The organism is Halomonas sp. G15, assembly GCF_021282295.1.
Taxonomy (GTDB): domain Bacteria; phylum Pseudomonadota; class Gammaproteobacteria; order Pseudomonadales; family Halomonadaceae; genus Halomonas; species Halomonas alimentaria.
In genome coordinates this window covers 33565-57775 of sequence record NZ_JAJSPA010000003.1, presented here as the reverse complement: position 1 = coordinate 57775, position 24211 = coordinate 33565, and the positions used below count along the sequence as shown (strand labels likewise).

Below are 24211 nucleotides of genomic sequence, written 5' to 3'. Positions count from 1 at the left end.
GTTGCACCATTGGTGAAAACAATGACATGGACGTGAAGCATGCCTTTCAAGACTCGTGACCTTGCCCTGGACACCTGGCTGATGATGGTGTCGGCCACTTGCATGCTGATGGGGCTTGCTGCGCTGCTTGCCAATGTCGCGACGGCCGCGGGGCAGGTACTGCTGGCCGTAGATGCCGCGATGGCGGCGCTCTCCGCCGGCGTGGGGCTGCTGGGCGTGCTGCTGCGTCAGCCCCGGCTGCGAGGTGGTGCCGGCATCCTGCTGGGGGTGGTGGCGCTCTTCGCGGTGCTGCATAACGGGATGGTGGGCAACTCGGCCTCAGCTGCTTGGGGCTGGGAAGGGAGCAGCCTCAGTTCATTGGGGGCTTCATTGCTTCTGGTGATCTCGCTGTGCCTGATACTGGGTAGTTCGCTGCGGGTACTGAGGCGCCTGTGGCGCCTGGTTGGTATGTTGCTGGTCGGTGTCGGAGCCCTGCTTCTGTGGTGGCTTCCCGGTGCCAGCGAGATAAGCACTATCAGCCACGATAGCTCCTCACCTCTTTTGGTGGCACTCTTCGCGCTGCTATTCGGGGCGGCGATGCTGGCGGCGAGTCTGCGCTCCATGAACGGCACCCCACCACTGGGGCGGACGGCTATCGTAGCCTGCCTATTGGGGGTGGGTATCAGCAGCGCCGCCTGGTACCTACTCAGCTGGCAGCAGCAGGCGCGTATAAACGCGCGCGCCGAGTTCGTGTTCGACAATATCCGGCTCAATGCCGAGCAGGTAATGAGCTCGCGGCTGCAGCTGCTTCGACGCCTTGCCGAGCGTCTCAATGCCGCCCCGAGCGGACTCGATCAGGGCGTGATCGACGAGGATCTTGCCGGCCAGCTGCGCGATCTTCCCAGCGCGCGTGCCTTCGGCCTGGTGGATGGCGGTGGCAACTGGCGTTGGACGCGAGGGCGGGACTTTCAGGATGAGTCTTGGCTGTCTCGGCAGGTGCGCGACACGGAGGTTCAGGAGTGGATTGCACTGCCATTTGAACAGCCGCGAATGATGGTGCCGGATCTTGAGCATCCCATGCTGGCTCTGGTTGTGATCGCCGTACCTCGCCATGGACAGCAGTTGCTCGCCGTTATGGACATGGCCACCTTGCTTGAGCGCGAGCTGCGCGTGCCATTGGGGGAGTTTCAAGTAGCGCTGCGTCGCCAGGGCGACACGATCCTTCAGCTCGCTGCCCCCGGGGTCACTCCACAGCCACTTGATCAGTCGCCGCGCCTGGTGACTCGCCATATTGGCCTCCCCGGGGGGTTGATGCTCAGCCCGTCGATTCACCCGGCTTCCCATTCGTCTTGGCCACGTGTGGTGGGCATGCCGGCATTGATTGGCCTCGGTGGTCTGACGTTGAGCTACCTGCTGGCCCTGAGCCTGGGGCTGGTGCGGTTGAGTGCTGAGCGTTCTCGGGACCTCGATCGCTCGCGCCGCCACTTATTGCAGCAGCAGGAAATCCAGGCACGTATCGCAGAGGAGGCGCCTCTCGAGGAGACGCTAGAGGCTGTCTGCCGCATGCTTGAAGAGCAGTTGCCCGGGCGTCTCTGTTCCACCATCATGCTGGCCGATCGCGAGGGGAAATATCTTCGCCTTGCTGCCGGCCGCAAGCTGCCCGAAGCTTACCGCCAAAAGATCTGGCGAATTGCCATCGGAGAGGGCATCGGGGCATGCGGCAGCGCCGCCCACCGGCGTGAGGTGGTGGTATGTGATGATCTGCCCAATGACCCCGCCTGGGAGGGATATCAAGAGCTGGTCAGGGAGAACGCGCTGCTCGCTTGCTGGTCTTACCCGATCATTTCCAGTGATACCCGCCTGCTCGGCACTTTTGCTGTCTACTCCCCAGAGCATGCACGGCCTACCCTGGCGGAACTCGAGCAGATGCGACAGGCGGTGGATATCGTCGCCTTGGCCGTCGAGCGGGATCAGGATCGTCGCTCTCTGCGCGAGAGTGAGCAGCGCTATCGCTCTCTGTTCGCCTATCATCCTGATGCGGTCTTCTCGCTGGATCTTCAGGGGCGCTTCGCCACTGCCAACCCGCACTGCGAAGCGGTAACTGGCTTCGCACTCGATGAGATCATTGACGGTCACTTCTCCCGCTTCGTGCATAGCGATGACCTGCCGCGCATCCAGTCACACTTCGAACGCTCCCTGCGCGGTGAGCCTTGCCGCTACGAGCTGGAAGTGTTCAATCGTGACGGGGAGCCCCGGCGCCTGGATATGACCAACCTCCCCATCGTAGTGGAGGAGCGTATCCAGGGGGTCTACGGCATCGCCAAGGATGTCACTGAGCGCCAGGAGAACGAGATGCGCCTGCGTATTCTGGAGCGGGGAATCGAGGCCAGTGTTAACGGTGTTGTGATCGCCGATGCGCGCCGCCCGGATATGCCGGTGACGTATGTCAACTCGGCTTTTCTTGAGATGACTGGATATCAGCGGAATGAGGTGCTGGGGAGTAACTGCCGTTTCCTCCAGGGGCCTGAGACCGACCCCCAGGCACTGCAGCAGCTGCGAGACCAGCTTGCCGCAGAACAGGAGGTGCACGTCACCCTGCGCAACTACCGTAAGGATGGCCAGGCGTTCTGGAACGACTTGTATATCTCGCCCATCCTCAATGACGCCGGCCAGGTGACCCACTACGTCGGTATCCAGCACGACATCTCTGAACACAAGGCCTACGAGGCGCAACTGGCCTACCATGCCAGCCACGATGCGCTGACTGGACTTGGCAATCGAGCCATGCTTGAGGACCGGTTGGCACATGACCTGGCGCTGGCGGCACGCCAGGGGACTCGTTTGGGAGTGATGTTCATCGACCTCGACGAGTTCAAGCCGATCAACGACAGCCTGGGGCATGCCATCGGGGACCGCCTGCTCCAGCAGCTGGCACAGCGGCTGACTCAGGTGCTGCGACGAGGCGACACCCTGGCGCGCTTCGGGGGAGACGAATTTGTGATCCTGCTCAATGGCCTCAAGGAGGAAGAGCAGGCCTTGGAGGTGGCCGAGCGGCTGCTGGAGTTGGTGGCGCGTCCTTACCGGATAGAGGGGCACGAGTTGCACCTGACTGCCAGCATCGGCATCGCCGTCAGCGCTGATGACGGCACGCCGCCCATGGAGCTGATCCAGCAGGCAGACATGGCCATGTATCGGGCTAAGCAGCAGGGACGCAATGCTTACCAGTGGTTCACCCCAGAGATCACGGCGCGGGTTGGCGAACGGGTGGCGCTGCGCAACGAGTTGCAGGAAGCCATCGAGACAGAAGCCTTTGAGCTTCATTACCAGCCGCTGTTCGGCCGTGATGGCGAGGTTGTCGGCCTGGAGGCCCTGCTGCGCTGGCAACACCCCGATCGGGGCAACATCTCGCCGGCGACCTTCATCCCTTTCGCTGAGCAGACTGGCCAGATTATGCCGATCAGTCGCTGGGTATTATCGCGCGCCTGCCGGGATATGGAGACACTGCGCCGAGAAGGTCTGACCTCGCTGGGGGTGTCGGTGAACCTCTCCCCGCTGCAGTTCCATCGCGGCAACTTCCTCACCACCCTGCGCGAGACACTGCGGGAGACCGGACTACCGCCCCGTCAATTGACCCTTGAGCTCACCGAGGGCGTGCTGATGAACAATACCGATAGCACCATCGATACCCTCGATGCGCTGCGAGGGATGGGCATTCGCGTGGCCATTGATGACTTCGGCACCGGCTATTCGAGTTTCAGTTACCTGAAGAACCTGCCCATCGACACGGTAAAGATCGATCGCAGTTTCATTCGCGAGATCGAGCGCAACGACCGTGACTCTGCCATTACCCTGGGGATCGTTTCCATGGCTCACCACTTAGGGCTTAAGGTGGTGGCCGAAGGGATCGAGACACCAACCCAGCATCGGTTGGTGAAAGAGCATGGCTGCGACGTCTTCCAGGGATTCCTGCTCGCCAGGCCGATGCCGCTCGAGCGGCTCAAGGCGTTTCTGGATGTTTCGACCGAGGTGCGAGAAGGGCATATCAAGGAATGGCTTTAAGTTCCTGGCGCAAGGCCTCCAGTCGTGGGGTCAGGTCCTCTCCCAGTGATTCGAATGCCGGTCTGGCGTAAAAGAAGCCTTGCTGGCGAGTAATGCCGTTGCGGCCCAGCCAGAGTGCTTCACCATGGGTTTCGACGCCTTCGGCGATTAGCTCGATGTCCAGCTCCGTTGCCAACCCGCGCACTGCGTGTAGCAGCGCCTGACGCCGCGGATCCTGATCGCATCCCATGACCAGTTCACGATCCACCTTTATCTTGTCTGGCTCTAGCACGGTGAGCAGGTCGAGGTTGGCGTAGCCATTGCCGAAATCGTCCAGCGCGGTGGTAAAGCCCATCTCGCGGTAGCTGTCGATGATGTGCTTGAGGTGCGCCTGATCAGTTACTCGTTCGGTTTCAGTGAATTCGAAGACTAGCCTTTCGGTGGGCCAGCCAACCTTTTCTGATACCTCCAGCGTTGCCTGGATGCATGCTTCCGGTTCGTACACAGCGTTGGGCAAAAAATTGATCGACAGTCGCTCGCGCATGCCCAGCCGGCTGGCGATCTCGATGGCCTTCACGCGACATGCTTGGTCAAAGCGATACATCAGCTCATCGGTCACTTGAGAGATTACGCTCCAGGCGGATTCATCTCCCGGGCCTCGCACCAAGGCTTCAAACGTGGTCACTCGAGCGCTGGCGAGGTCGATGATAGGCTGAAACGCCATGGTGAAGTCGAATGGCAGTGGCCCATCGCAGCGGGCACAGCGGTGGGGTCCTCGGGCACACTGGGGCATTGCGCGTCCTTAAAGCGGTAAGTGAGATGGTTGCCACCATGCTGGGAGGGCTGGCCGCCTTTTCCCATATGATATTGATGTTTATCGGCCAGGCGGAGTTAAGCTCAAGTCTGGTGTATGGGAGGAGGTAGGAAGGGTGGCGTATCCTGTTGATTGATCACGACCAAGATCTCAACCAACAGAGTGGATACGCCATGACCGATTCTACCCTCCGGGCTCTTTCACAACTAGAACCCCAGGTCGCTGACCCGCTGCATGAGCTGCTGCGCCAAGGCGCCCGTGACCTGATTGCCAAGGCTGTCGAGGCTGAGCTGGCCACCTTCCTGGCGCAATATGCCGATCAGCGGCTCGACGATGGCCGCCAGGCTATGCGACGTCAACTACTTTGGCCGCTTGGCGACAATTAAAATGGCCGGTTGGGTGGGGTAATTGTCGTCAGTCTGACGACCCGGCTTTTCCTCCTTGTAATTGACGTTGATAAGCACGCTTACGGTAGCTTTCCCCGCTCAGCTCCATCAGCGTGGCGTGGTGCACCAACCGGTCGATGGCGGCCACCGCCATCATGCTGTCGGGGAAGATGCTGTCCCAGGCGCTGAACGGTTGGTTGGCGGTGATGATCAGGCTGGCCGACTCGTAGCGATGGGCGATCAGCTCGAACAGCACTGACGTCTCGGCCTCGCTGCGTTGGACGTAGCCGATATCGTCGATCACCAGCACGGCGTACTTGTCGAGCTTGATCAGGGCGTCGCTCAGGCGCAGTGCCTGCTTGGCAGCCTGGAGCTCCTGGACCAGGCTTGAGGCGGTGGCGTAGCGCACCCGGTAACCCTGGTCGACCAGCGTATGCCCGAGCCCGGCCGCCACGTGGCTCTTGCCGACGCCGGAGGGCCCAAACAGCAGCAGGTTGTGAGCCTGGTCGACCCACTGCGTGTCGCCGGCCAAGGCGCTCAGTTGCCGGCGCTGCTCGGCCGCGATGGCGTCGAACTCGAAGGACTCCAGCGTCTTGCCCACCGGCAGCCGGGCCTCCTTGAGGTGCCGGGCCAGCCGGCGTCGCTCACGCTCGGCCAGCTCGTGCTCGCATAGGGCGGCCAGTGTTTGTGGCAGGCTCCAGTTTTCGGCTCGGGCGCGGGTTTCCAGCTGGGGCCAGCAGGCGGCCATGGTGGGCAGGCGGAGCTGTCGCAGTAGCAGCGGCAGGGTCTGGGCATCAGGCATGGCAGCACACCTCTGTGGTCGGCACGCTGGGCACCAGATGGTTGTAGCTGGCGATGTCATGCTGAGTCACCTGGGGGAAAACCAGCGTGGCGCTCGGCGTGGCGGCGAAGCGGGCCTGGAGCTCGGCCAGCGTCGGGCTCTTCCCGCGCGCCAGGGCGCTCAGCCAGTAACTGGCGATCGCCTCGGCCTGGTCCTGCTCGGCGGCCAACGCCAGAGCGCCAACGATGCGCTTGCAGGCCTCGGCGACCGGCAAGGCGGCGGTCAGCCGGGCGTACAGCTCGCGCCACTCCGCACTCGGCAGCAGGTCGTCGCGGAACGTCAGCCCCGCCAGCGCCCGGGGCTTGCGGACCAGCCAGCCGATCACATGGCGGTAATCGATGACCCGCAACCGGCCGCTTTCCGGCGTGGCATGCAGCCGCCTCAGCGTCAGCAATGCTTGCTGTGCGTGATGCAGCACCAAGCGATCATCGTAAAGGTGCACCCGCAGGTTCTCGCCGATCAGCCGGGACGGCACCGAGTAGAGCACCTTGCGCACCTGGATGGTGCTGGAGGTAGTGACGCGCACCGTCACCTCGCTGTAGTCGGTACCGGGCCGGCTGGGCAGTGGCTGCAGCGCGCCACGCTCGACGGTGATCCGGGCCGCGTTGCGGCGGTTGATCGCGGTGGTCACCTCATCGAGGAAGGCCTGGTAGTCATCGAGGCTAGCGAAGTCCTGGGAGCCGCGCAGCGTCAGGCGCTGTTGCAGGCGCCGCTTGAAGTGGCCATGCGGCGACTCGATGCTGGCGTTTTCATGGCCGCGCCCCGGGTTATTACGGGTGGCCGTCATGCCGTAGTGAGCGCACAGGGCAGCATAACGCTCGGTGAGGTCGGCTTCCGCCTCCCGGCCGAGGTTGCGGAAGGCCGCCGACAAGCTGTCGGTGCGGTGCTCCGCGGGGACACCGCCAAGCCGCTCCAGCGCACGGGTCAGGCCTTCAGCCAGCGCCGGGTAGCTCTCGCCACCGAGCACCACCCGGACATAACACCAGCCGCTGTAGGCCAGGCGGAAGTGGTAGAGCCGGTGATCAAGCAGCTCCCCTGCCACGGTAATGACAATCCCCTTGAGCTCGGTGAAGTCGGAGAGGCCGCGCAGCCCGGGGCCATGGGTTTGCGGGAACATTACCTCTTTCTCCGGGCCATGCGCGGCTCGCCAGCCCTTGACCCGGCGCTGCAGGGTTCGCAGCAGGCTGTCCGGGTACTGGCCGGGGTGCTGCTCCTGCAACCACTCCAGCAGGGTCAGTGCCTGCAAGCCCGGGGCGGCGGCCAGCTGGGGGACGAGCGTGGTCTCCCACACATCGGCGAAGGGGTCGGGCCGGGTTCGCCAGTGCCGTGATGCCGGCGGCTCGGAGGACTCGGCCCGGCGTTCGAGGCGGCGAGCGGTTCTGACGGAGAGGCCGGCCTTGGCGGCGGCGACCTCCTGGGTCTGGCCTTGTTGACGTTGCGACATATAGAGCGTGACCTGTTGGCTGGTGACCGCCATACCGGCTCCCTGGTGGGTCGGGACAAGCGGTCAAGCTTAGGGCAACCGGTCACAGTAGTTGTCGTCGGCCGGCCAGAGTAATTGTCGCTCTATAGCCAGGCTGTGGTCCGCAACGGCTACCTGCCCGAGCGCACGATCCAGACTGGGATCGGGGATGTCAGCGTGCGGGTGCCCAAGGTGCGTGATCGCAGCGCAGGTGGCGCTCGCTTCAACAGCAGCCTGCTGCCGCCCTACCTGAAGCGTGCCCGCAGCATCGAGGAGCTGATCCCCTGGCTCTACCTGAAGGGGATCTCCACCGGCGACTACCAGGAGGCCCTGGCGGCGCTGCTGGGCGACCAGGCCAAGGGCCTGTCGGCCAACACCGTGTCACGACTCAAGAAACAGTGGGAAGACGAGCACACCGAGTGGCGGAAGCGGGACCTGGCCGACCGGCGCTACGTTTACTGGTGGGCCGACGGAATCTACAGCAACGTGCGCCTAGATGACCGTCTGTGCCTGCTGGTGATCATCGGGGTCACCGAGCAGGGTCGCAAGGAACTGGTGGCCGTCGAGGACGGCTTTCGCGAGTCGGCGGACAGCTGGGAGACCCTGCTGACAGGTCTGCGAGAGCGCGGCCTGACCGAGGCTCCCAAACTGGCGGTGGGCGACGGTGCCATGGGGTTCTGGGCGGCGCTGAGCAAGATTTACCCGGCGACCGACCATCAGCGCTGCTGGGTCCATAAGACCTCTAACGTGCTGAACAAGCTGCCGAAGTCGGTGCAGCCCAAGGTCAAGGCCGACCTCCATGACATCTGGATGGCCGAGACCCGTGACGAGGCGCATAAGGCCTTTGATCGCACGCTGAAGCGCTTCGAGGGCAAGTACCCCAAGGCGATGGCGTGTCTGGCCAAGGATCGGGACGAACTGCTGGCGTTTTACGACTACCCGGCAGAGCACTGGGTGCATATCCGCACCACCAACCCGATCGAGTCGACCTTCGCCACGGTCCGACTGAGGACCAAGCGCAGCCGGAACTGCTGTTCCCGGGCGACGACCCTGGCAATGGTCTTCAAGCTGCTCCAGAGTGCCGAGAAGCGCTGGAAGCGCATCAAGGGGTTTAGAAAGCTGGAGCTGGTTGTGAACAACGTCCAGTTCCGGGATGGAGAGCAAGTAACCGATCAGTCAGACAGGACTGCCGCCTGACCACCATCCACCAGATTTGACTATAACTCGCCAGGCGTGACAAATCTTGAAAACGTGATGTTGTATTCCCTCCGATATGGCCGAAGTTGCCGATAGAAGCTGGCCATCAGTGCCGAGGGCAGGGTGAGGGTGGTTGTGTCAGGCGGGGCGTCGCCCTAAGGTTGCTCTTTTCAAGCCACCCTCAGAAAGGCATGGGTAGATGATCGACGAGCACCGCGGACGCGGGCGGCATGACAACCTGATGCAGCCGCTGCCACCGGATGATGATCCCGGTGGTTGGATGATTAGTTACATCGATGTGATGACCCTGCTGGTGGCCCTGCTTGTGCTGGTGATCGCGCTGGGGAGGATCGGCGTAGGACCGGGTCTTGTGGATTCCGAAGCACCGGGAGTCGAGGCCGTGGCTTCAGCTCCAGAAAAGCCGAAGCTGGGCATACCATTGCCGGAGCCGTTGCTTGAGGCCGGGCTGCAGCGCCGGGCCGTATCGGCTCCAGCAGGACAGCTGGTGCCCTCGGCGATTGCCGCGGCACTGGGCGTGGCGGGGCTGCCTCGCCAGGCGCCGTCACCGCCGTTTCTGCTTGCTCGCCCCAAGACTCCCAAGAGCACGTCGCAGCTTGTTGCGCCCCCGTCCATTGTGCTGTCCAGCGGCCTGGATCTGAACGCCCCCCTTGCCGATACCCTGTTGATCCTCACGGACAACCCTCCGGCTGGATTTCAGGAGGTGGATGATCAGGCGATAGCCGGGGCGCGGTTCGTGTCGGAGTCGCTACGCCAGGCACCCTATCTGCCGGACCTCGAGGGCATGGAGGTCTCACGGATTCCCGAAGGCGTGCGGCTGCGGGTGGAGGATCGACTGCTTTTCCCCACTGCTGAAGCCGAGCTGACCGATGAGGGATTCGCGCTGGTCACAGGGAGGCTGCGCGAGCTGGTTGAGCGTTACCCCGGAGAGGTCTCGGTCGAGGGGCATTCCGACAGCCGCCCGATCAGTACCGAGCGGTTCCCTTCCAACTGGGCGCTGTCGAGTGGTCGTGCCATTGCTATTGTCGAGGCACTGGTGGCGGCGGGGGTCGAGCCGTCACGGCTTCGTGCAGTGGGGCTGGCGGATACGCGGCCACTGGAAAGTAACGATACGGCCGATGGCAGGGCCCGCAATCGGCGGGTCGAGGTGACGGTCCAGGCCCGGTGACTTTAGTTCCGACGCAGTAACGCCTGAAGGTCTTCATCCAGGGGTAGGCTCAGCTGAACGCTAGCCAGGATAGTGGCATTACGCGGTACCACCACACGCAGTGTCACATAGAGAGTCTCCTGCCCCTGAACGTAGGTGCCCATCAGTATGGCACCGTCATTGCCGATGTTTGTCTGCCGGAGTGTGCGATTCCTGGGGGTTGAAAGGCCATCCTGATTAACTAGAAGGTTGCTGCCCTCCAGCAAGACCTCTCGTGTTGTGATGCCGCCCTGGGCGAGGGAGGAGAGTGCCAGTTCGGCACCGAGGCGCCCGAAGGGGGTGGTAATGTCTGGAGCGTCAAGGTCGATCCAGCTTGCGGCTACAACGCTGGGGTTGCGCTCACTGAGGGCAGGAAAGGTCTCCAGCATCTCAGCGACAGAGCTGTTCAGGGCATCGTCAAGCGAAGGCGGCGGCGGTGCATTGTGAAGTGCGCCTTGGTGATTGGCACATCCTGCCAGGCTCAGGAGTAGTGCCAGGCAGCAGAGGGCATAGCGCATCGCGTTGCTTCTCCCAATGGTCGAGTTGCGGGTGTGATTATCCGTTGGCTTCTTTCCTTCCCCCAGCCTTCCAAGAAACGGCCTCGTGACGGCGGAGAGGAAAAGGGGGCTACCGTGCTCAGGTGAGGCGGACGGCTGCCCCTGAATCGCTTCGAGGGTTCCTGCTGGTGACGGCCTAACCACGCCACTCACTTCACAGGCTAACTATTCCAGGCTAGCGTGAAGTCGATCCGATGCACGAGCTTGAACCAGCCTTGGTCGAGAATGGCCCGATGGAGGCAGATTTTTACAGCAGCATCAGCACAGAGGGTAACTGGCTTGGGTGAAGCATCAGCATGCTGTCCCCCTGGGCGCCCTCTATGGGTTTTATGACGGCAAATTCCCCTTCCTCCAGATGAAATTCGTGAATCTCTCTTTCCCCTTCCGGTAGGCGGAGGTGGATGGAGCGATAGGGATCATCCTCGCCATAGATCAGTCGGTGGTAGACCTTGAACAGGGTGTATAGCCACAGACCATTGGTGAAGGAGGGCCAGCGTGAGGGGGTCTGGCGGGTCTCTTTATCAATTGTCATGCCATTCTGTTCGGCACGGCGGATGGCGTCTGCCAATGGCCTTGCCAGCAACTCGCCGGCTGCACCCTCGCAGCCAGTTTGGCACTCCAATGCCTCGTGGAGGCGGGCTTCGATGCTACACAGGCTGCCAAGAGAGTCTATTCGATAGTCGCGATGACACAGTGCCTCTGGTGAACATCCGCCATTCTCCCAGCCATGAATGACTCGCAACACGAGACTGCCCTGCCGGATAGGGCGCTCCACCAGTTCGGCAATCGCCACTCGCAGATGCAGCAGGCGCTCCGTGGTCATGTTGTCAAAGGCACTGTAGGGATCGGCGAAGATCTCATGCAGGCGGCCTGGTGCGTGTTCCTTGGCTTCAGTGAAGGGCATCGCAGGTGTCCGGCGGCTGGAAAAGGACGAATTGGGGTAAATGCTCGTGTAGCTATCGGCCGACATCCAGACAACTTTAGCTGGCGGTCCATCGCCAGCCCGATCACCCCAGTTTGCGAAGAATCTTAACATTCTTATCTTGGCGGCAGCGGTATCTGCCTTGGCCAGTCGTCGGCGACCAGGAAGACACGGTGCCAGCCGGCGTCGGGATGCCATAGGGCGATCTGCAGCGGGGCGGCCGGGATCTGGAAGTGCTCGCTGAGCTGAGCCTCCAGGTCGAGCAGGCGCAGCAGGTGCTCGGGGCGGGGCAGGGCGAGCCAGTGGGGCTTGTGAAGCTGGGTGCCATGGGTGCCGGGGGGCAGGCCGTCGCGGTAATGGTGCCAGTCCCGCCAGTAGAGCCAGCATCCACGCAGGTGATCGTGTGTCGCCTCCCGCGGGGGCGGCAAGGGGTGTTGCCAGGGGGCGAAGAGCACGCCGGGCATGGCTACCTGACGCTGCAGGTTCGCCAGCTCATCGGCCACATGTCCATGGGCTCCTAGCTTGGCCCTGATGGCGTCTCGTGTCTCGGGCAGGTCGGTCAGGCGCAGCTGATGGCGGTGCAGGTGCTCGCGCTTGCCGGCCAGGCTGTCGGCGCCCCCGGGGCCGATCCAGCGCGCCTGGCTCTGGGGCTCGCCCGGCCCCTCGAAAAGCCCCAGATAGAACTTGATGGCCACTTCTAGGTGGGTGATCGAGGCCTCGCCATGGCGTCGATAGAGCAGGTCCAGCTCGCCGAGGGTCAGCTTGCCGCTCATGACGCGCAGGTTGTGGGCGAGCAGTTCGGTGCCCGGTGCCCAGGCCAGCAGGAACTGCCAGAGCCGCTCGTGGTAGAGCCCCATGCGGCCATTGAGCGTGTTGCCGATGCATCGCTCCAGCGGCTGCGGCCAGGCCTCCAGGGTATCCAGCCAGCGGGCGGTGCGTTCATCGTCCTCCAGGCCCAACGTTTCCCGGCTCGGGCGGCCCGGCCAGGGCATGCGGATCAGGTCGGGGACCAGCAAAAGCCACGCCAGATCGCGCACCAGCGGGTGATGGCAGCGGTACAGCAGGGGCAGGACATCGGTGGTCATGCAAGCTTCCTGTGCGTTGGCGGTGGAACACTGCAGGTATTCCCTTGTTTCCTTATACTTCAGCGTACATCCATGACCCGCCAGGTGGTATTTCGCCATGCGACACGCCCTGCTTCCCATCGCCAGCCTCGCCGCCGCCGTTTCACTTGGCGCCTCGCCTCTGCATGCCCAGGAGCCGGTCACGGTCTCCTCCAAGATCGATACCGAGGGCTCGGTGCTGGGCGAGCTGATCATTCAGCGCCTCGAGGCCGGCGGTGTCGAGGTGGAAGAGCGCCTGCAACTGGGCGCCACCAGTATCGTGCGCGAGGCGCTGCTGGCTGGCGAGATCGATCTCTACCCGGAGTACACCGGCAACGGGGCCTTCTTCTTCGACATGACCGACAGCGACGTCTGGCACGATCCCCAGGCCGCCTATGAGACGGTCCGTGAGCTGGACGCCGAGAACGGCCTGACCTGGCTGACGCCGGCGTCGGCCAACAACACCTGGGCGATGAGCGTACGCGGCGAACTGGCCCGCGAGCACGAGCTGGCGACCCTGGAGGACCTGGTTCGCTATCTGGACGAGGGCGGTGAGTTCAAGTTCGCCGCCAGTGCCGAGTTCGTCGAATCCGAGCAGGCGCTGCCGGCATTCCAGCAGGCCTATGGCTTCGAACTGGACGATGATCAGCTGCTGGTGCTCTCAGGGGGCAACACCGCCTCCACCATGCGCGCGGCCGCCCAGCAGACCAGCGGCGTCAATGCCGCCATGACCTATGGCACCGACGGCGGCCTCAAGGCGCTGGACCTGGTGGTGCTGGAGGATACCCTGGGCGTTCAGCCGGTCTATCAGCCGGCGCCGGTGGTGCGTTCCGAGGTGCTGGAGACCTGGCCGGAGATCGAAAGTCTGCTGGCGCCGGTCTTCGAGGCCCTGGACCTCGATACCCTGCAGCGGCTCAACGGTGATGTGGCGGTGAACGGGCGTGCCCCGGCCGATGTGGCCGCCGACTTCCTCTCCAGCCTGGAGGAGTAGGCGAGTGCTGCGCAGGGACGCGCCTATCAACCGGGTGATGCTGTCGCTGGCACTGGTCGCGCTGGTGACCTGGCTTTCGCTCCCTCTGGGGAGCATCGCCCCCAACCGGATCGTGCCCGGCACGGCCCACGTCATCGCATCGACCATCGGCTGGCCGCTGGCGCTGGTGAGCTGCCTGCCGCTGGTGGGCCTGCTGGCGCTGGCCTGGCGGCCCGGCCGGAATGACTATCGCCTGGCGCTGGGCCTGACCCTGTTGCTGCTGCTGGCGCTGCCGGCCTGGCTGGCGCTGATGGCGTCACGGCATCTCGACCCCGAGCTGCCTCAGGCGCGGCTGGGTATCGGCGCGGCCTGGTGGCTGATGCTGTTCTGGCTCTCGCTGGTGTTGATTGAGCTGCGGACGCGCCTTGCCCTGGCCGGCTGGCGGTTGGCGCTGCTGATGCTGCCCGTGCTGGGCGGCTGGTGGTTGGCGGCCGGCTGGCTCGAGCCACTGGCGCTCTGGCAGGAGCTCTCAGGCCGCCGCGGTGCCTTCCTGGAGGCGGTGGTCGACCACCTGCTGCTGGTGGGTGGAGCAGTAGGCACGAGCCTGGTGGTGGGCGCGGGCATCGCCCTGGCCATGCGTCAGAATCCGCGTGTCGAGCGTCTCGGCTTCGCGCTTCTCAACTTCCTGCAGACCATTCCCAGCCTGGCGCTGTTCGGCCTGCTGCTGGCACCGCTGGCCTGGCTCGCCTCTCGGTTCGAGTGGCTCGCCACATTCGGGGTGAGCGGGATCGGTTGGGCGCCGGCCTTCCTGGCGCTGCTCGGTTATAGCCTCTTGCCCATGGTGCGTAACACCTTCGTCGCCCTCTCCGAGGTGGACCCCGGCGTGCTGGAGGCGGCACGCGGCATGGGCATGAGCCGTGGCCAGGTGTTTCGCCAGGTGCGCCTGCCGCTGGCCCTGCCGGTGGTCATCGAGGGCGTGCGCATCACCACCGTCCAGGCGATCGGCCTGACCGCCGTGGCGGCGCTGATCGGCGCCGGTGGCCTGGGCACCTTCATCTTCCAGGGGCTGGGCCAGGCGGCCATGGATCTGGTGCTGCTCGGTGCCCTGCCGATACTGGCCATGGCGCTGGCTGCCGATGCCCTGCTGGGTGCCCTGACGCGGCGCCTCGATCACCGCACCGACCTGGCCCCGGGAGCCACCCCATGATCGAACTCAAGAGTGTCACCAAGCGTTTCGGTGGCGAGACGGCGGTGGATGCCATCTCGTTGACGGTGAATCGGGGCGAGCTGTGCGCCCTGGTGGGCACCTCGGGCTGTGGCAAGTCCACCACCCTGCGCATGATCAACCGCCTGATCGAGCATGATGGCGGCGAGATCCATATCGACGGGCGGCCGATTCGCGAGTTCGACGGGCGGATCCTGCGCCGGCGGATCGGCTATGCCATCCAGAGCACCGGGCTCTTTCCGCACTGGACCGTGGCCCGCAACATCGGCCTGGTGCCGCGGCTGCTCAAGTGGCCGGCGGCCCGGGTCAATGAGCGCGTCGAGGAGCTGATGGCGCTGCTCGGGCTTTCCGTCGAGCAGTTCGCCGACAAGTACCCGTCCCAGCTGTCGGGTGGCCAGGCCCAGCGGGTTGGCGTGGCTCGGGCGCTGGCGGCGGATCCCGATATCCTGCTGATGGACGAGCCCTTCGGCGCCCTGGACCCGATCACCCGCGAGGGCCTGCAGGCCGAGCTACGCGACCTTCAGTCACGCCTGCAGAAGACCATCGTCTTCGTGACCCACGACATGGATGAGGCCCTGGCGCTGGCCGACCGCCTGGTGGTGATGAATGCCGGACGCATCGTCCAGCAGGGCAGGCCCCTCGAGCTGCTGCGGGCACCGGCCGATGACTTTGTGGCATCGCTGCTGGGCGGGGATGATCGCGGCCTCAAGGAGGCCGCCATTACTCGGGTGGCCGAGCGCATGCAACCGCTTTCGCCGCGTCTGCTGCCCCAGGCCCGGGTGCATCGCGACGCCACCCTGCGCCAGGCCCTGGCGGTGATGTTCCGTGAACATGCCGACAGGCTGGCGGTGGTCGACGACGAGGCGATGCCAGTGGGGGAGCTCTCGCTGCGGCGTATCGTCGGGGCGGGTCGCGAGGGAGGCAGTGACACGTGAGGATGGCCCTCCTGACACGCTGGTCCGCGCCGCTGGTCTGGCTCGCCCTGCTGCTGGCCCTGGCAGTGGGGGGCGAGTGGCTCGAGCCGCTGCTTCGCTGGAGCGAACCCGATGCCCGCCGGGTGCTCTACCCCCAGGCCGACCTGCTGACCTTGCTGGCGCGCCATGTGCAGGTGGTGGCGATCGCCTCCGGCCTGGCAGTGGTGATCGGGGTGGGGGCGGCGATCCTGGTGACGCGCCCCGGGGGGCGCGATTTCCTGCCCTTGGTGGCGCAGTTCGCCTCCATGGGACAGACCTTCCCCCCGGTGGCGGTGCTGGCCCTGGCGGTGCCGGTGCTGGGCTTTGGCACCTGGCCGATCATCGTGGCGCTGCTGCTCTATGGGCTGCTGCCGATCGTGCGCAATACCCTGGCGGGACTGGAAGGGCTCGATCCCGCGGTTGAGGAGGCCGCTCGCGGCATGGGCATGGGCGGCGGCCAGCGGTTATGGCAGGTGGAGCTGCCCCTCGCGGCACCGATCATCCTCGCCGGCATCCGCACCTCGGTCACCGTCAACATCGCCACGGCAGCGCTGGGGGCCACGGTGGGGGCGAGCAACCTCGGCGCGCCGATCATCGCCGGCATCGTCAACGGCAATACCGCCTATATCCTTCAAGGCGCCGTGATGATCGGCCTGCTGGCGCTGGCGGTTGATAGCTTGTTTGCCCGGTTGGTGCCAGCAAGGCAGTAATATCGTCTGCTGATATCGACCAAAGGTGAAGGCCTTTCTGCTGTCGATACTTACCAGTTTACGTTAACGTCATCTGGGGCTGCGTTGACCCCTCGGGAGTGATCCTCCTGGCAAGGGGCGAGACAAGCGACAACACTGCCCTCAAAAGGGGTAGAGGATGCCAAGTTGACTGCTCCCCGCCCTGAAGGAAGGAGATTCCCAATTCACCGAGAATCGGACACGGAGGCTGGCTCCATGCCGCTTACATTCTCTCCAAGGGCTAACACCGCCAGCCCGGCGGCTTTGATGTTGATCGCGGCGTTGATGTCGCGGTCGTGTTCCGCTGCGCACTCGGGGCACGTCCAGGCGCGAACCTGCAACGGCATCTCGGGCATCACATGCCAGCAGCCGGAGCAGCGCTTGCTGGTGGGATACCACGGGTCGATCGCCGACACCTGTCGGTCCGCCCAGGCCGCTTTGTACTCCAGCTGCCGGACGAACTCGCCCCAGCCGGCATCGCTGATCGACTTGGCCAGCGCGCGGTTGCGCAGCATGTTCTTCACCTTGAGGGACTCGACGCAGATCACTTGGTTCTCGTTGACAATCTGGCGGGACAGCTTGTGCAAGCGGTCCATCCGGCAATCGGAGATTTTGGCGTGAAGGCGAGCGACCTTCTGCCTGGCTTTGGCACGGTTCTTCGAGCCGAGCGTCTTCCTGCTCAGCCGACGCTGCGCCTTGGCCAGACGGGTCGCGTACTTCGCCGTGTGGCGGGGATTGCCGATTCGATGCCCGTCGCTGGTGACAAACAGGTCTTTCAGGCCGAGGTCGATACCTACCATTTTCGGGGTAACAGGCAGCGACTCGGGGTCGAACTCGCACAGGCACGCGACGAAGTAGCGCCCCGCCGAGTCCTTGGACACGGTGATGGTAGTCGGTTCGCTGGGCAGCTCGCGACTCCAGCGCACCGGGAGCGGCTCCTTGCACTTGGCAATAAACAGCTTTCCGTCACGGTACTTGAACGCCGAGCGCGTAAATTCCGCCGACTGGTGGTGTCGCTTGCTCTTGAAGTTCGGGTACTTGGCACGACCCTCGAAGAAGTTCTTGAAGGCCGTCTGTTGGTGGCGAAGGCACTGCTGAAGCGGCACCGAGCTGACCTCGTTGAGAAACGCGGTCTCGCTGGACTTTTTCATCCGCGACAGCTCGGCGTTCGCGGCCACATAGCCAATTCTTTCTCGCCGCTCATGGAAGGCATCGGTGCGGTAGCGAAGCACCGCGTTGTAGACAAAACGCACGCACCCGAACGTCCTGGCCAGAAGTTGCTCTTGTTCGGGCGTCGGGTAAAGGCGGTATCGGTAAGCGCGTTTTGTCATACACATACTGTATGAAAAAACATGTGTAGATAGCAACCATCAAAGAAGGAGGCTGCGAGAACAGGGTCGTCCTTGCGGACGACGCGCTATCCCTCCCGGCACTTAAAGTACCGGGTATCTCGCGCAAAACTTGATGACAACGACACAAGATATCCATTCGCCGCAGTTCCTCAGCGGCGACGAGTTCTCCATTCCCACCTTCCGCCTGCTGAAGCAGGACGGCAGCCTGTATGACGGCGCCGAGGCGCCCGAGCTCTCCCGCGAGCAGGCGCTGAAGATCTATCACACCATGGTGGCCACCCGGGTACTCGACGAGCGAATGATGGCGGCTCAGCGCCAGGGCCGGCTGTCGTTCTACATGCAGTGCACCGGCGAGGAGGCCGCGGTGATCGGTGCCACGGCGGCGCTCGACGATGCCGACATGATCATGGCCCAGTACCGCGAGCAGGGCGCGCTGGTCTATCGCGGCTTCAGCTACGACGAGTTCATGAACCAGCTGTTCGGCAACGAGCTCGACTACGGCAAGGGGCGGCAGATGCCGATCCACTACGGCTCGCGCAAGCTGCACTACATGACTATCTCCTCGCCGCTGGCCACCCAGATTCCCCAGGCCGCCGGCTACGCCTACGGTCAGAAGCTCGCCGGCGAGGGCCACTGCACGCTGTGCTTCTTCGGCGAGGGCGCCGCCTCCGAAGGTGACTTCCACGCCGCCCTGAACATGGCCGCGGTGCACGAGGTGCCGGTGATCTTCTTCTGCCGCAACAATGGCTATGCGATCTCCACCCCCTCTATCGAGCAGTTCGCCGCCGATGGCGTGGCGCCGCGGGCCTTCGGCTACCGCATGCACGTGATCCGTGTCGACGGCAACGACCTGCTGGCGGTGCTGTCGGCGACCCGCGAGGCGCGGCGCATCGCCGTGGAGCACAACAAGCCGGTACTGATCGAGGCGATGAGCTATCGTCTGGCGGCCCACTCCTCCTCGGACGACCCCTCGGGCTATCGCTCGAAGAAGGAGGAGGAGGCCTGGCGCGAGAAGGATCCGATCCTGCGCATGCAGCACTGGCTGACCGAGCAGGGGTGGTGGAACGACGACGAGGAGAAGGCGCTGCAGGAGTCGCTGCGCCGCGAGGTGCTGGAGACCATGAAGCGCGCCGAGAAGCGCCCGCCACCCCCGCTGGACAGCCTGGTCAGCGATGTCTATGCCGACGTCACCCCGGCGCTGCAGCGCCAGCTCGACCGCCTCAAGACTCATATCCGCCAGTATCCGGAGAGCTACCCGAAGGGGGCACGCTCCCTGGACCCGGACGTGAAGGTCCGCGACAACGAAAGCGCAGCCGATGCCCAGGGAGGGGAGTGAGATGCCGACCATGAACATGCTGCAGGCGATCAACAACGCCCTGGATATCGCCATGGCCGAGGACGACAAGGTGCTCTGCTTCGGCGAGGACGTCGGCATCTTCGGCGGCGTCTTCCGCGCCACCAGCCACCTGCAGGAGAAGTACGGCCGCACGCGCTGCTTCAACACGCCGCTGGTCGAGCAGGGCATCCTCGGCTTCGCCAACGGCCTGGCCGCCCAGGGCTCGGTGCCGGTGGCTGAGATCCAGTTCGCCGACTACATCTTTCCGGCCTTCGACCAGATCGTCAACGAGACCGCCAAGTTCCGCTACCGCTCCGGTGACCTGTTCAACGTCGGTGGCCTGACCATCCGCGCGCCCTATGGTGGCGGCATCTCCGGCGGGCTCTACCACTCCCAGTCGCCGGAGGCCTATTTCGCGCATACCCCGGGGCTCAAGATTGCGGTGCCGCGCAATCCCTATCAGGCCAAGGGTCTCCTGCTGGCGGCGATCCGCGATCCCGACCCAGTGCTGTTCTTCGAGCCCAAGCGGCTCTATCGCGCCTCCACCGGCGAGGTGCCCGAGGAGGACTACCAGCTGCCCCTCGGCGAGGCGGAGGTGACCCGCGAGGGCACCGACGCCACCGTGCTCGGCTGGGGTGCGCAGATGGAGGTGATCGACCGCGCCGTGGAGCTGGCCGAGAAGGAGGGCATCTCCTGCGAGGTGATCGACCTGCGCTCGATCCTGCCCTGGGACGAGGAGAGCGTGGTGGAGTCGGTGCTCAAGACCGGGCGGCTGGTGATCACCCACGAGGCGCCGCTGACCGGTGGCTTCGCCGGCGAGATCGCCGCGACAGTGCAGGAGCGCTGCTTCCTCTACCTGGAGTCGCCCATCGCCCGGGTGACCGGCCTGGATACCCCCTTCCCGCTGACGCTGGAGAAGGAGTACCTGCCGGACCACCTCAAGGTGTTCGAAGCGATCAGGGCCAGTGTGGCCTTCTGATCCGATATCGGAAGCGACCAGTCGAGGAGACGACGAGATGAGCGATTTCATGCTGCCCGATATCGGCGAAGGTATCGTGGAGTGCGAGGTAGTGGAGTGGCGCGTGGCCGAGGGTGACGTGATCGAGGAGGACCAGCCGGTGGTCGAGGTGATGACCGACAAGGCGCTGGTGGAGATCACCGCGCCGGAGGCGGGACGCATTACCCGGCTGCATGTGGCGAAGGGCGACACGGCCCGTGTGCATGCGCCGCTGTTCGCCTATGAGGCGGAGGGTGAGACAACGAGCGCGGCGGCTGCCGAGCCGTCGGCCGGTGCCGCGGAGAAAGTAGCCGCGCCGGAGCCCTCGCCTGCGCCGGCTGCCACCGGAGGCAAGACCAAGGACTTTATCCTGCCCGATGTGGGGGAGGGGATCGTCGAGTGCGAGGTGGTCGAGTGGCGGGTCCAGGAGGGCGAGACCATCGCCGAGGACCAACCGGTGGTCGATGTGATGACCGACAAGGCGCTGGTTGAAATCACCGCGCCCGAGGCGGGGGTGGTGAGCAAGCTGCATGTCGCCCAGGGCGAGATCGCCCGGGTCCATGCGCCGCTCTATGCCTATCGCCCGGAACATGCCGAAGGCGAGGGTAGCGAGGTTTCCGGCGCCGCCGAGCCAGAGCCGAAGCCTGTGACCCGAAGTGTATCGTCCGCCGATAGTGGCGATGCACGGGAGGCAGAGCCTGGCCGGGGCCCCTCAGAGCCTGGCCGGGGCCCCTTTGGACGGATCCCCGCGGCGCCGGCGGTACGACGGCTGCTGCGCGAGCACGGCCTCTCCCTGGAAGCGGTCCCCGGCAGCGGCAAGCAGGGGCGCGTGCTCAAGGAGGATGTGCTGAGCTATCTAGAGAAGGGCAAGCTAGAGAAGGGCGAGTTCGAGCAAGGCAAGGCGAGCGCCGCCGGCGAGAAGGCGACGGCCGCTTCCTCTGCGCCCCCCGCCCAGGGAGAGCCCCGGGTGGAACCGCTGCGTGGGGTGCGCGCGGTGATGGCCAGACGCATGGTGGAGGCGGCCAGCACCATTCCCCACTTCCAGTATGGGGAGGAGATCGATGTCACCGAGTTGCTGGCGCTGCGCGAGCGGTTGAAGCCGATGGCCGAGGCCGAGGGGGTGCGCCTGACGCTGATGCCCTTCTTCATGAAGGCCATGGCGCTGGCGGTGCGCGAGGCACCGATCCTCAATGCGCGCCTCAACGAGGCGGTTGACGAGATTCACTACCTGCCTTCGGTCAACGTCGGCATGGCGGTGGATAGCCGTGCGGGACTGCTGGTGCCCAACGTCAAGGGTGTGGAGCGCCTCTCGCTGCTGGGCATCGCCGCCGAGGTGGCGCGACTTACCGAGGCGGCGCGCTCGGGCAAGGTGGCCCAGGAGGACCTGCGGGAGGGCACCATCAGCATCTCCAATATCGGCGCCCTGGGCGGTACCTATGCGGCCCCCATCATCAATGCCCCGGAGCTGGCCATCGTCGCCATCGGCAAGACCCAGTGGCTGCCACGCTTCGATGCCGAGGATCGGGTGGTCAAGCGGGCGATCATGACGGTGACCTGGGCCGGCGATCACCGGGTCATCGACGGCGGCACCATCGCGCGCTTCTGCAACGCCTGGAAGGGCTACCTGGAAGCGCCCGAGACGATGCTGCTGAACTTGAGCTGATACCCATGCCCCAGGCGCCCCTGCAGCAGTTCTATATCCCCGAGGAGCAGTCGGTCTACCTGCTCAGCCAGGACGACGCCCGCAAGCTCAAGGCGTGGGTGGCGCTCTGCCAGGAGCAGCTGGAGCAGCTTGGCTATCGGGATATCGAGCTGGTCGGCAAGGGTGCCTACGGCTTCGTCTTCGCCGGCGTCACCGCCCTGGGGGACCAGTACGTCTTCAAGTTCACCCGGGTCAACCTGCCCCAGCATCTGCAGGATCGCCTCGAGGAGGAGGCCTTCATGCTGGAGCAGGTCGACCATCCGCGGGTGCCGCGGTTGATCGCCTATCAGCGGGTGCGACACCAGTCGATCCTGGTGATGCAGCGTGCGCCGGGCTTGAACCTCGAGGAGGTCTCGCTGCGTGAGGGGCGACTCTCGCCTCGGCTGGTCGTGCGCATCGCCGACCAACTCGCCGATATCCTGCGCGCCCTGCGGCGCGAGTCGGGCCCCGCCGGCAAGCCCATCGTGCATGGCGATATCAAGCCCTCCAACCTGGTGTTCGATGCCCGCGACGAGACCATCGCCCTGATCGACTGGGGCTCCTCGGTGTTCGCCCAGCTCGATGCCAACCAGCAGTTCGTGGCTTCCAATGTCATGGAGCTGATGTCCGACAACCTGCAGCAGACCAATGCCCGGCTGGGGGATGTCTACTTCATCGGCGAGGAGCAGTTGAACGGGGCGCTCTCCTCGCCGCGCTTCGACGAGCAGGGCGCCGCCGGCACCCTGTATGCGCTGGCCTCGGCGCAGTCCTGTCGCTTCGGCTATCACGCCATCCCGGCCACCTCGCTGGGGCTGCCGGTGGAGTTCGCGCGCATGCTCGACGGCATGCTGGATCCCGACCCGCGCCTGCGGCTCAAGGCCGGCGACCACTTCATCCGCGAGATGCCGCGCCTGGCGCGCACCGTGATGATCGACCTGCCCGAGGCGGCCGAGGTGGCGCTGGTACCGGTATGGGCACGCCCCACCAGCCGCGAGATCGATACCGTGGTATACAGCTCGCGCAAGGCCTTCCTGCGCGAAGAGGGCGCTCCGGAGACCCTCAACGACGTCAATGATGTGCAGCTCGATCGCTACTACAAGAACTTCATGCAGGGCATGGGGGAGACCGAGAAGGCCTTTCTCGCCGCGGTGAGTCGACTCGGCCGCTATCCGGTGGTGGGGGGACTGGCGGTACGCTGGGAGAGCGACGGGGTGTATATCGATACCACCCTGAACCTGCATGATCCGGCGCTGAAGCCGGCCTTCATCGCCGCGGTCAACAACATGGTCAACCTGGCGCGGGCCATCTACCGTCGGGGGATCTTCAAGAGCTGCCTGTTCAATGCCCGCGATACCCTGCACCTGGAGCGTGAGAGCCCGGAGCAACCATTCGAGATCGAGCCGGGCATGCGGCTGCACTACGAGGTGAGTGCGGTGCCGGAACTGGAGGATCGGGCGCGCCTGCACAGCTACTTCGAGGATGGTCCCGACCCCGAGGAGTTCCTGGTGCTGCCCGAGGCGATCATCAGCTCGCTGGAGGCCCTCAACGATATTCACCACACCGGCATGATCATCTTCGAGGCGCTGCCGGCGCATCTGAAGATCCACAGCTACTACCGCCTGCTGGATCCCTCCCGGGAGGCCGAGTTCCGAGCCCGGCTGGAGGAGATCCTCGCTGCCGTGGGGCTGATCGAGGGGCTCGGCGTCTCCGGCTTCATGAAGATGCCCTACAAGGACACCCGCTTCTTCCCCCATGTGGAGCGCCAGCCCGAGCGCTTCTACCCGCGCAACCCTCGCCAGTTCTTCGACTAGAATGCTCCGTGTCTCGTGATAATTTTACTATTATTGTGTCTGTAGACACATGGCGCGAAGGGGTTAACCATGGTCACCATGGAAGCACCGGCAACCGACAGGTCGAAAAGTGCCACTGGGTTGAAGTCTGCCGTCGCGATCCTGAAGAAATGGGGAGCGAGCGGTGAACAGGTCGCGGCAATCCTGAGGGTGTCGCGCAGCACCTATGCCCAGGCCAAGCGAGCTGATCCCGAGTGGCGGGTCAACCTGGACGAGGATCAGCTGACGCGTGTCAGCCTGGTGCTTAACCTCCATGCAAGCCTGCGGGTCCTCTTCGACAATCCCCGCAACCTCTATGGCTTTATGGCCATGGCCAACCATAATGCGCCGTTCTATGGACGCTCGCCGCTCGAGGTGATCTCGGGTGGCGACATGCTGGCGCTCTACGATGTCTTTCGCCATATCGATAACCTGCGAGGCGCCCAGTGGTAGCACTGTCATCGCTACCGCGGCTGGTGGCGGGTGAGCAGCAGGGCTATCGCCTGGTCAACTCCAAGTTCCCACCCATCCACCTCTTCGACGATGTTGCCAATGCGGATGAGTTCCAGGCCCTCCATCCAGAATCTGCAGGGTACCCACACCGTCCAAGGTGTGCGGGGGAATGCGGTGTGAGCCG

18 protein-coding genes and 2 pseudogenes are annotated in these 24211 nt (G+C 64.5%); 13 read left to right on the top strand and 7 right to left on the bottom strand.

The annotated features are described in order from the left end of the window. The first annotated feature begins 39 nt into the window (after positions 1-39). Positions 40-4038 carry an EAL domain-containing protein gene (locus LWH48_RS02950; RefSeq protein ID WP_232911194.1) on the top strand — a complete coding sequence of 1333 codons (3999 nt, stop codon included), beginning with the start codon at positions 40-42 and terminating at the stop codon, positions 4036-4038. Here the strand turns inward: LWH48_RS02950 and LWH48_RS02945 are convergent. Next, the gene (locus LWH48_RS02945) at positions 4022-4810 is read right to left on the bottom strand and encodes an EAL domain-containing protein (protein ID WP_232911193.1); all 789 of its coding nucleotides are present in this window, start codon (positions 4808-4810) and stop codon (positions 4022-4024) included. The genes LWH48_RS02950 and LWH48_RS02945 overlap by 17 nt on opposite strands. Before the next feature lie 194 nt (positions 4811-5004). Here LWH48_RS02945 and LWH48_RS02940 point away from each other — a divergent pair. Further along, positions 5005-5187 (top strand): annotated as a pseudogene (locus LWH48_RS02940) (IS256 family transposase); the annotation flags it as partial. Between the two features lie 58 nt (positions 5188-5245). On the opposite strand, the gene istB reads toward LWH48_RS02940, so the two are convergent. Together istB and istA are read right to left on the bottom strand one after the other, a co-directional pair. Next, positions 5246-6019: an IS21-like element helper ATPase IstB gene (gene istB / locus LWH48_RS02935; protein WP_133483961.1), complete on the bottom strand. Its 774-nt coding sequence runs from the start codon at positions 6017-6019 to the stop codon at positions 5246-5248. Then, positions 6012-7535: an IS21 family transposase gene (gene istA / locus LWH48_RS02930; protein ID WP_442908287.1), complete on the bottom strand. Its 1524-nt coding sequence runs from the start codon at positions 7533-7535 to the stop codon at positions 6012-6014. The genes istB and istA overlap by 8 nt, the downstream gene beginning before the upstream one ends. A gap of 96 nt (positions 7536-7631) precedes the next feature. On the opposite strand from istA, the pseudogene LWH48_RS02925 reads away from it, so the two are divergent. Beyond that, positions 7632-8717: pseudogene (locus LWH48_RS02925) on the top strand (IS256 family transposase); the annotation flags it as partial. Between the two features lie 199 nt (positions 8718-8916). After that, positions 8917-9903, top strand: coding sequence for an OmpA/MotB family protein (locus LWH48_RS02920; protein WP_232911192.1), 987 nt, complete (start codon positions 8917-8919; stop codon positions 9901-9903). 2 nt (positions 9904-9905) lie between these two features. Here LWH48_RS02920 and LWH48_RS02915 read toward each other — a convergent pair whose 3' ends face one another. From LWH48_RS02915 to LWH48_RS02905, 3 genes are all read right to left on the bottom strand, one after another. Continuing rightward, a complete protein-coding gene (locus LWH48_RS02915; RefSeq protein WP_232911191.1) occupies positions 9906-10439 on the bottom strand; it encodes a FlgO family outer membrane protein in 534 nt (177 codons plus the stop codon). 286 nt (positions 10440-10725) lie between these two features. Then, positions 10726-11382, bottom strand: a complete 657-nt coding sequence (locus LWH48_RS02910; protein ID WP_232911190.1) for a hypothetical protein — start codon at positions 11380-11382, stop codon at positions 10726-10728. A gap of 134 nt (positions 11383-11516) precedes the next feature. Beyond that, positions 11517-12485, bottom strand: a complete 969-nt coding sequence (locus LWH48_RS02905) for a DUF1853 family protein (RefSeq protein ID WP_232911189.1) — start codon at positions 12483-12485, stop codon at positions 11517-11519. A 97-nt stretch (positions 12486-12582) separates the two neighbouring features. On the opposite strand from LWH48_RS02905, the gene osmF reads away from it, so the two are divergent. Genes osmF through LWH48_RS02885 form a run of 4 tightly spaced genes read left to right on the top strand, consistent with a single transcriptional unit; the run spans position 12583 to position 16361 of the window. Next, positions 12583-13494 (top strand): glycine betaine ABC transporter substrate-binding protein OsmF, encoded by a 912-nt coding sequence (gene osmF, locus LWH48_RS02900; protein WP_232911188.1) that lies wholly within the window; start codon positions 12583-12585, stop codon positions 13492-13494. Between the two features lie 7 nt (positions 13495-13501). After that, the gene (locus LWH48_RS02895) at positions 13502-14680 is read left to right on the top strand and encodes an ABC transporter permease (protein WP_232911254.1); all 1179 of its coding nucleotides are present in this window, start codon (positions 13502-13504) and stop codon (positions 14678-14680) included. Then, positions 14677-15633 carry an ABC transporter ATP-binding protein gene (locus LWH48_RS02890; protein WP_232911187.1) on the top strand — a complete coding sequence of 319 codons (957 nt, stop codon included), beginning with the start codon at positions 14677-14679 and terminating at the stop codon, positions 15631-15633. Before LWH48_RS02895 ends, LWH48_RS02890 begins: the two co-directional genes overlap by 4 nt. Positions 15634-15635: 2 nt before the next feature. After that, on the top strand, positions 15636-16361 hold the full coding sequence (locus LWH48_RS02885; protein ID WP_232911186.1) for an ABC transporter permease: 726 nt from the start codon (positions 15636-15638) through the stop codon (positions 16359-16361). A 203-nt stretch (positions 16362-16564) separates the two neighbouring features. Here LWH48_RS02885 and LWH48_RS02880 read toward each other — a convergent pair whose 3' ends face one another. Next, positions 16565-17710: an RNA-guided endonuclease InsQ/TnpB family protein gene (locus LWH48_RS02880; RefSeq protein ID WP_232911185.1), complete on the bottom strand. Its 1146-nt coding sequence runs from the start codon at positions 17708-17710 to the stop codon at positions 16565-16567. Between the two features lie 133 nt (positions 17711-17843). Between LWH48_RS02880 and LWH48_RS02875 the strand changes: the two genes are divergently transcribed. The 5 genes from LWH48_RS02875 to LWH48_RS02855 all read left to right on the top strand — a co-directional run bounded on the left by LWH48_RS02875 (position 17844) and on the right by LWH48_RS02855 (position 24027). Continuing rightward, the gene (locus tag LWH48_RS02875) at positions 17844-19067 is read left to right on the top strand and encodes a thiamine pyrophosphate-dependent dehydrogenase E1 component subunit alpha (RefSeq protein WP_232911184.1); all 1224 of its coding nucleotides are present in this window, start codon (positions 17844-17846) and stop codon (positions 19065-19067) included. 1 nt (position 19068) lies between these two features. Then, complete coding sequence (locus LWH48_RS02870) at positions 19069-20046, top strand: alpha-ketoacid dehydrogenase subunit beta (RefSeq protein WP_232911183.1); 978 nt, start codon at positions 19069-19071, stop codon at positions 20044-20046. Positions 20047-20083: 37 nt separating this feature from the next. Beyond that, a complete protein-coding gene (locus LWH48_RS02865; protein WP_232911182.1) occupies positions 20084-21727 on the top strand; it encodes a dihydrolipoyllysine-residue acetyltransferase in 1644 nt (547 codons plus the stop codon). A 5-nt stretch (positions 21728-21732) separates the two neighbouring features. Next, complete coding sequence (locus LWH48_RS02860) at positions 21733-23556, top strand: protein kinase domain-containing protein (protein WP_232911181.1); 1824 nt, start codon at positions 21733-21735, stop codon at positions 23554-23556. 69 nt (positions 23557-23625) lie between these two features. Then, positions 23626-24027, top strand: a complete 402-nt coding sequence (locus tag LWH48_RS02855) for an antitoxin Xre-like helix-turn-helix domain-containing protein (RefSeq protein ID WP_232911180.1) — start codon at positions 23626-23628, stop codon at positions 24025-24027. Positions 24028-24211: the final 184 nt, after the last annotated feature.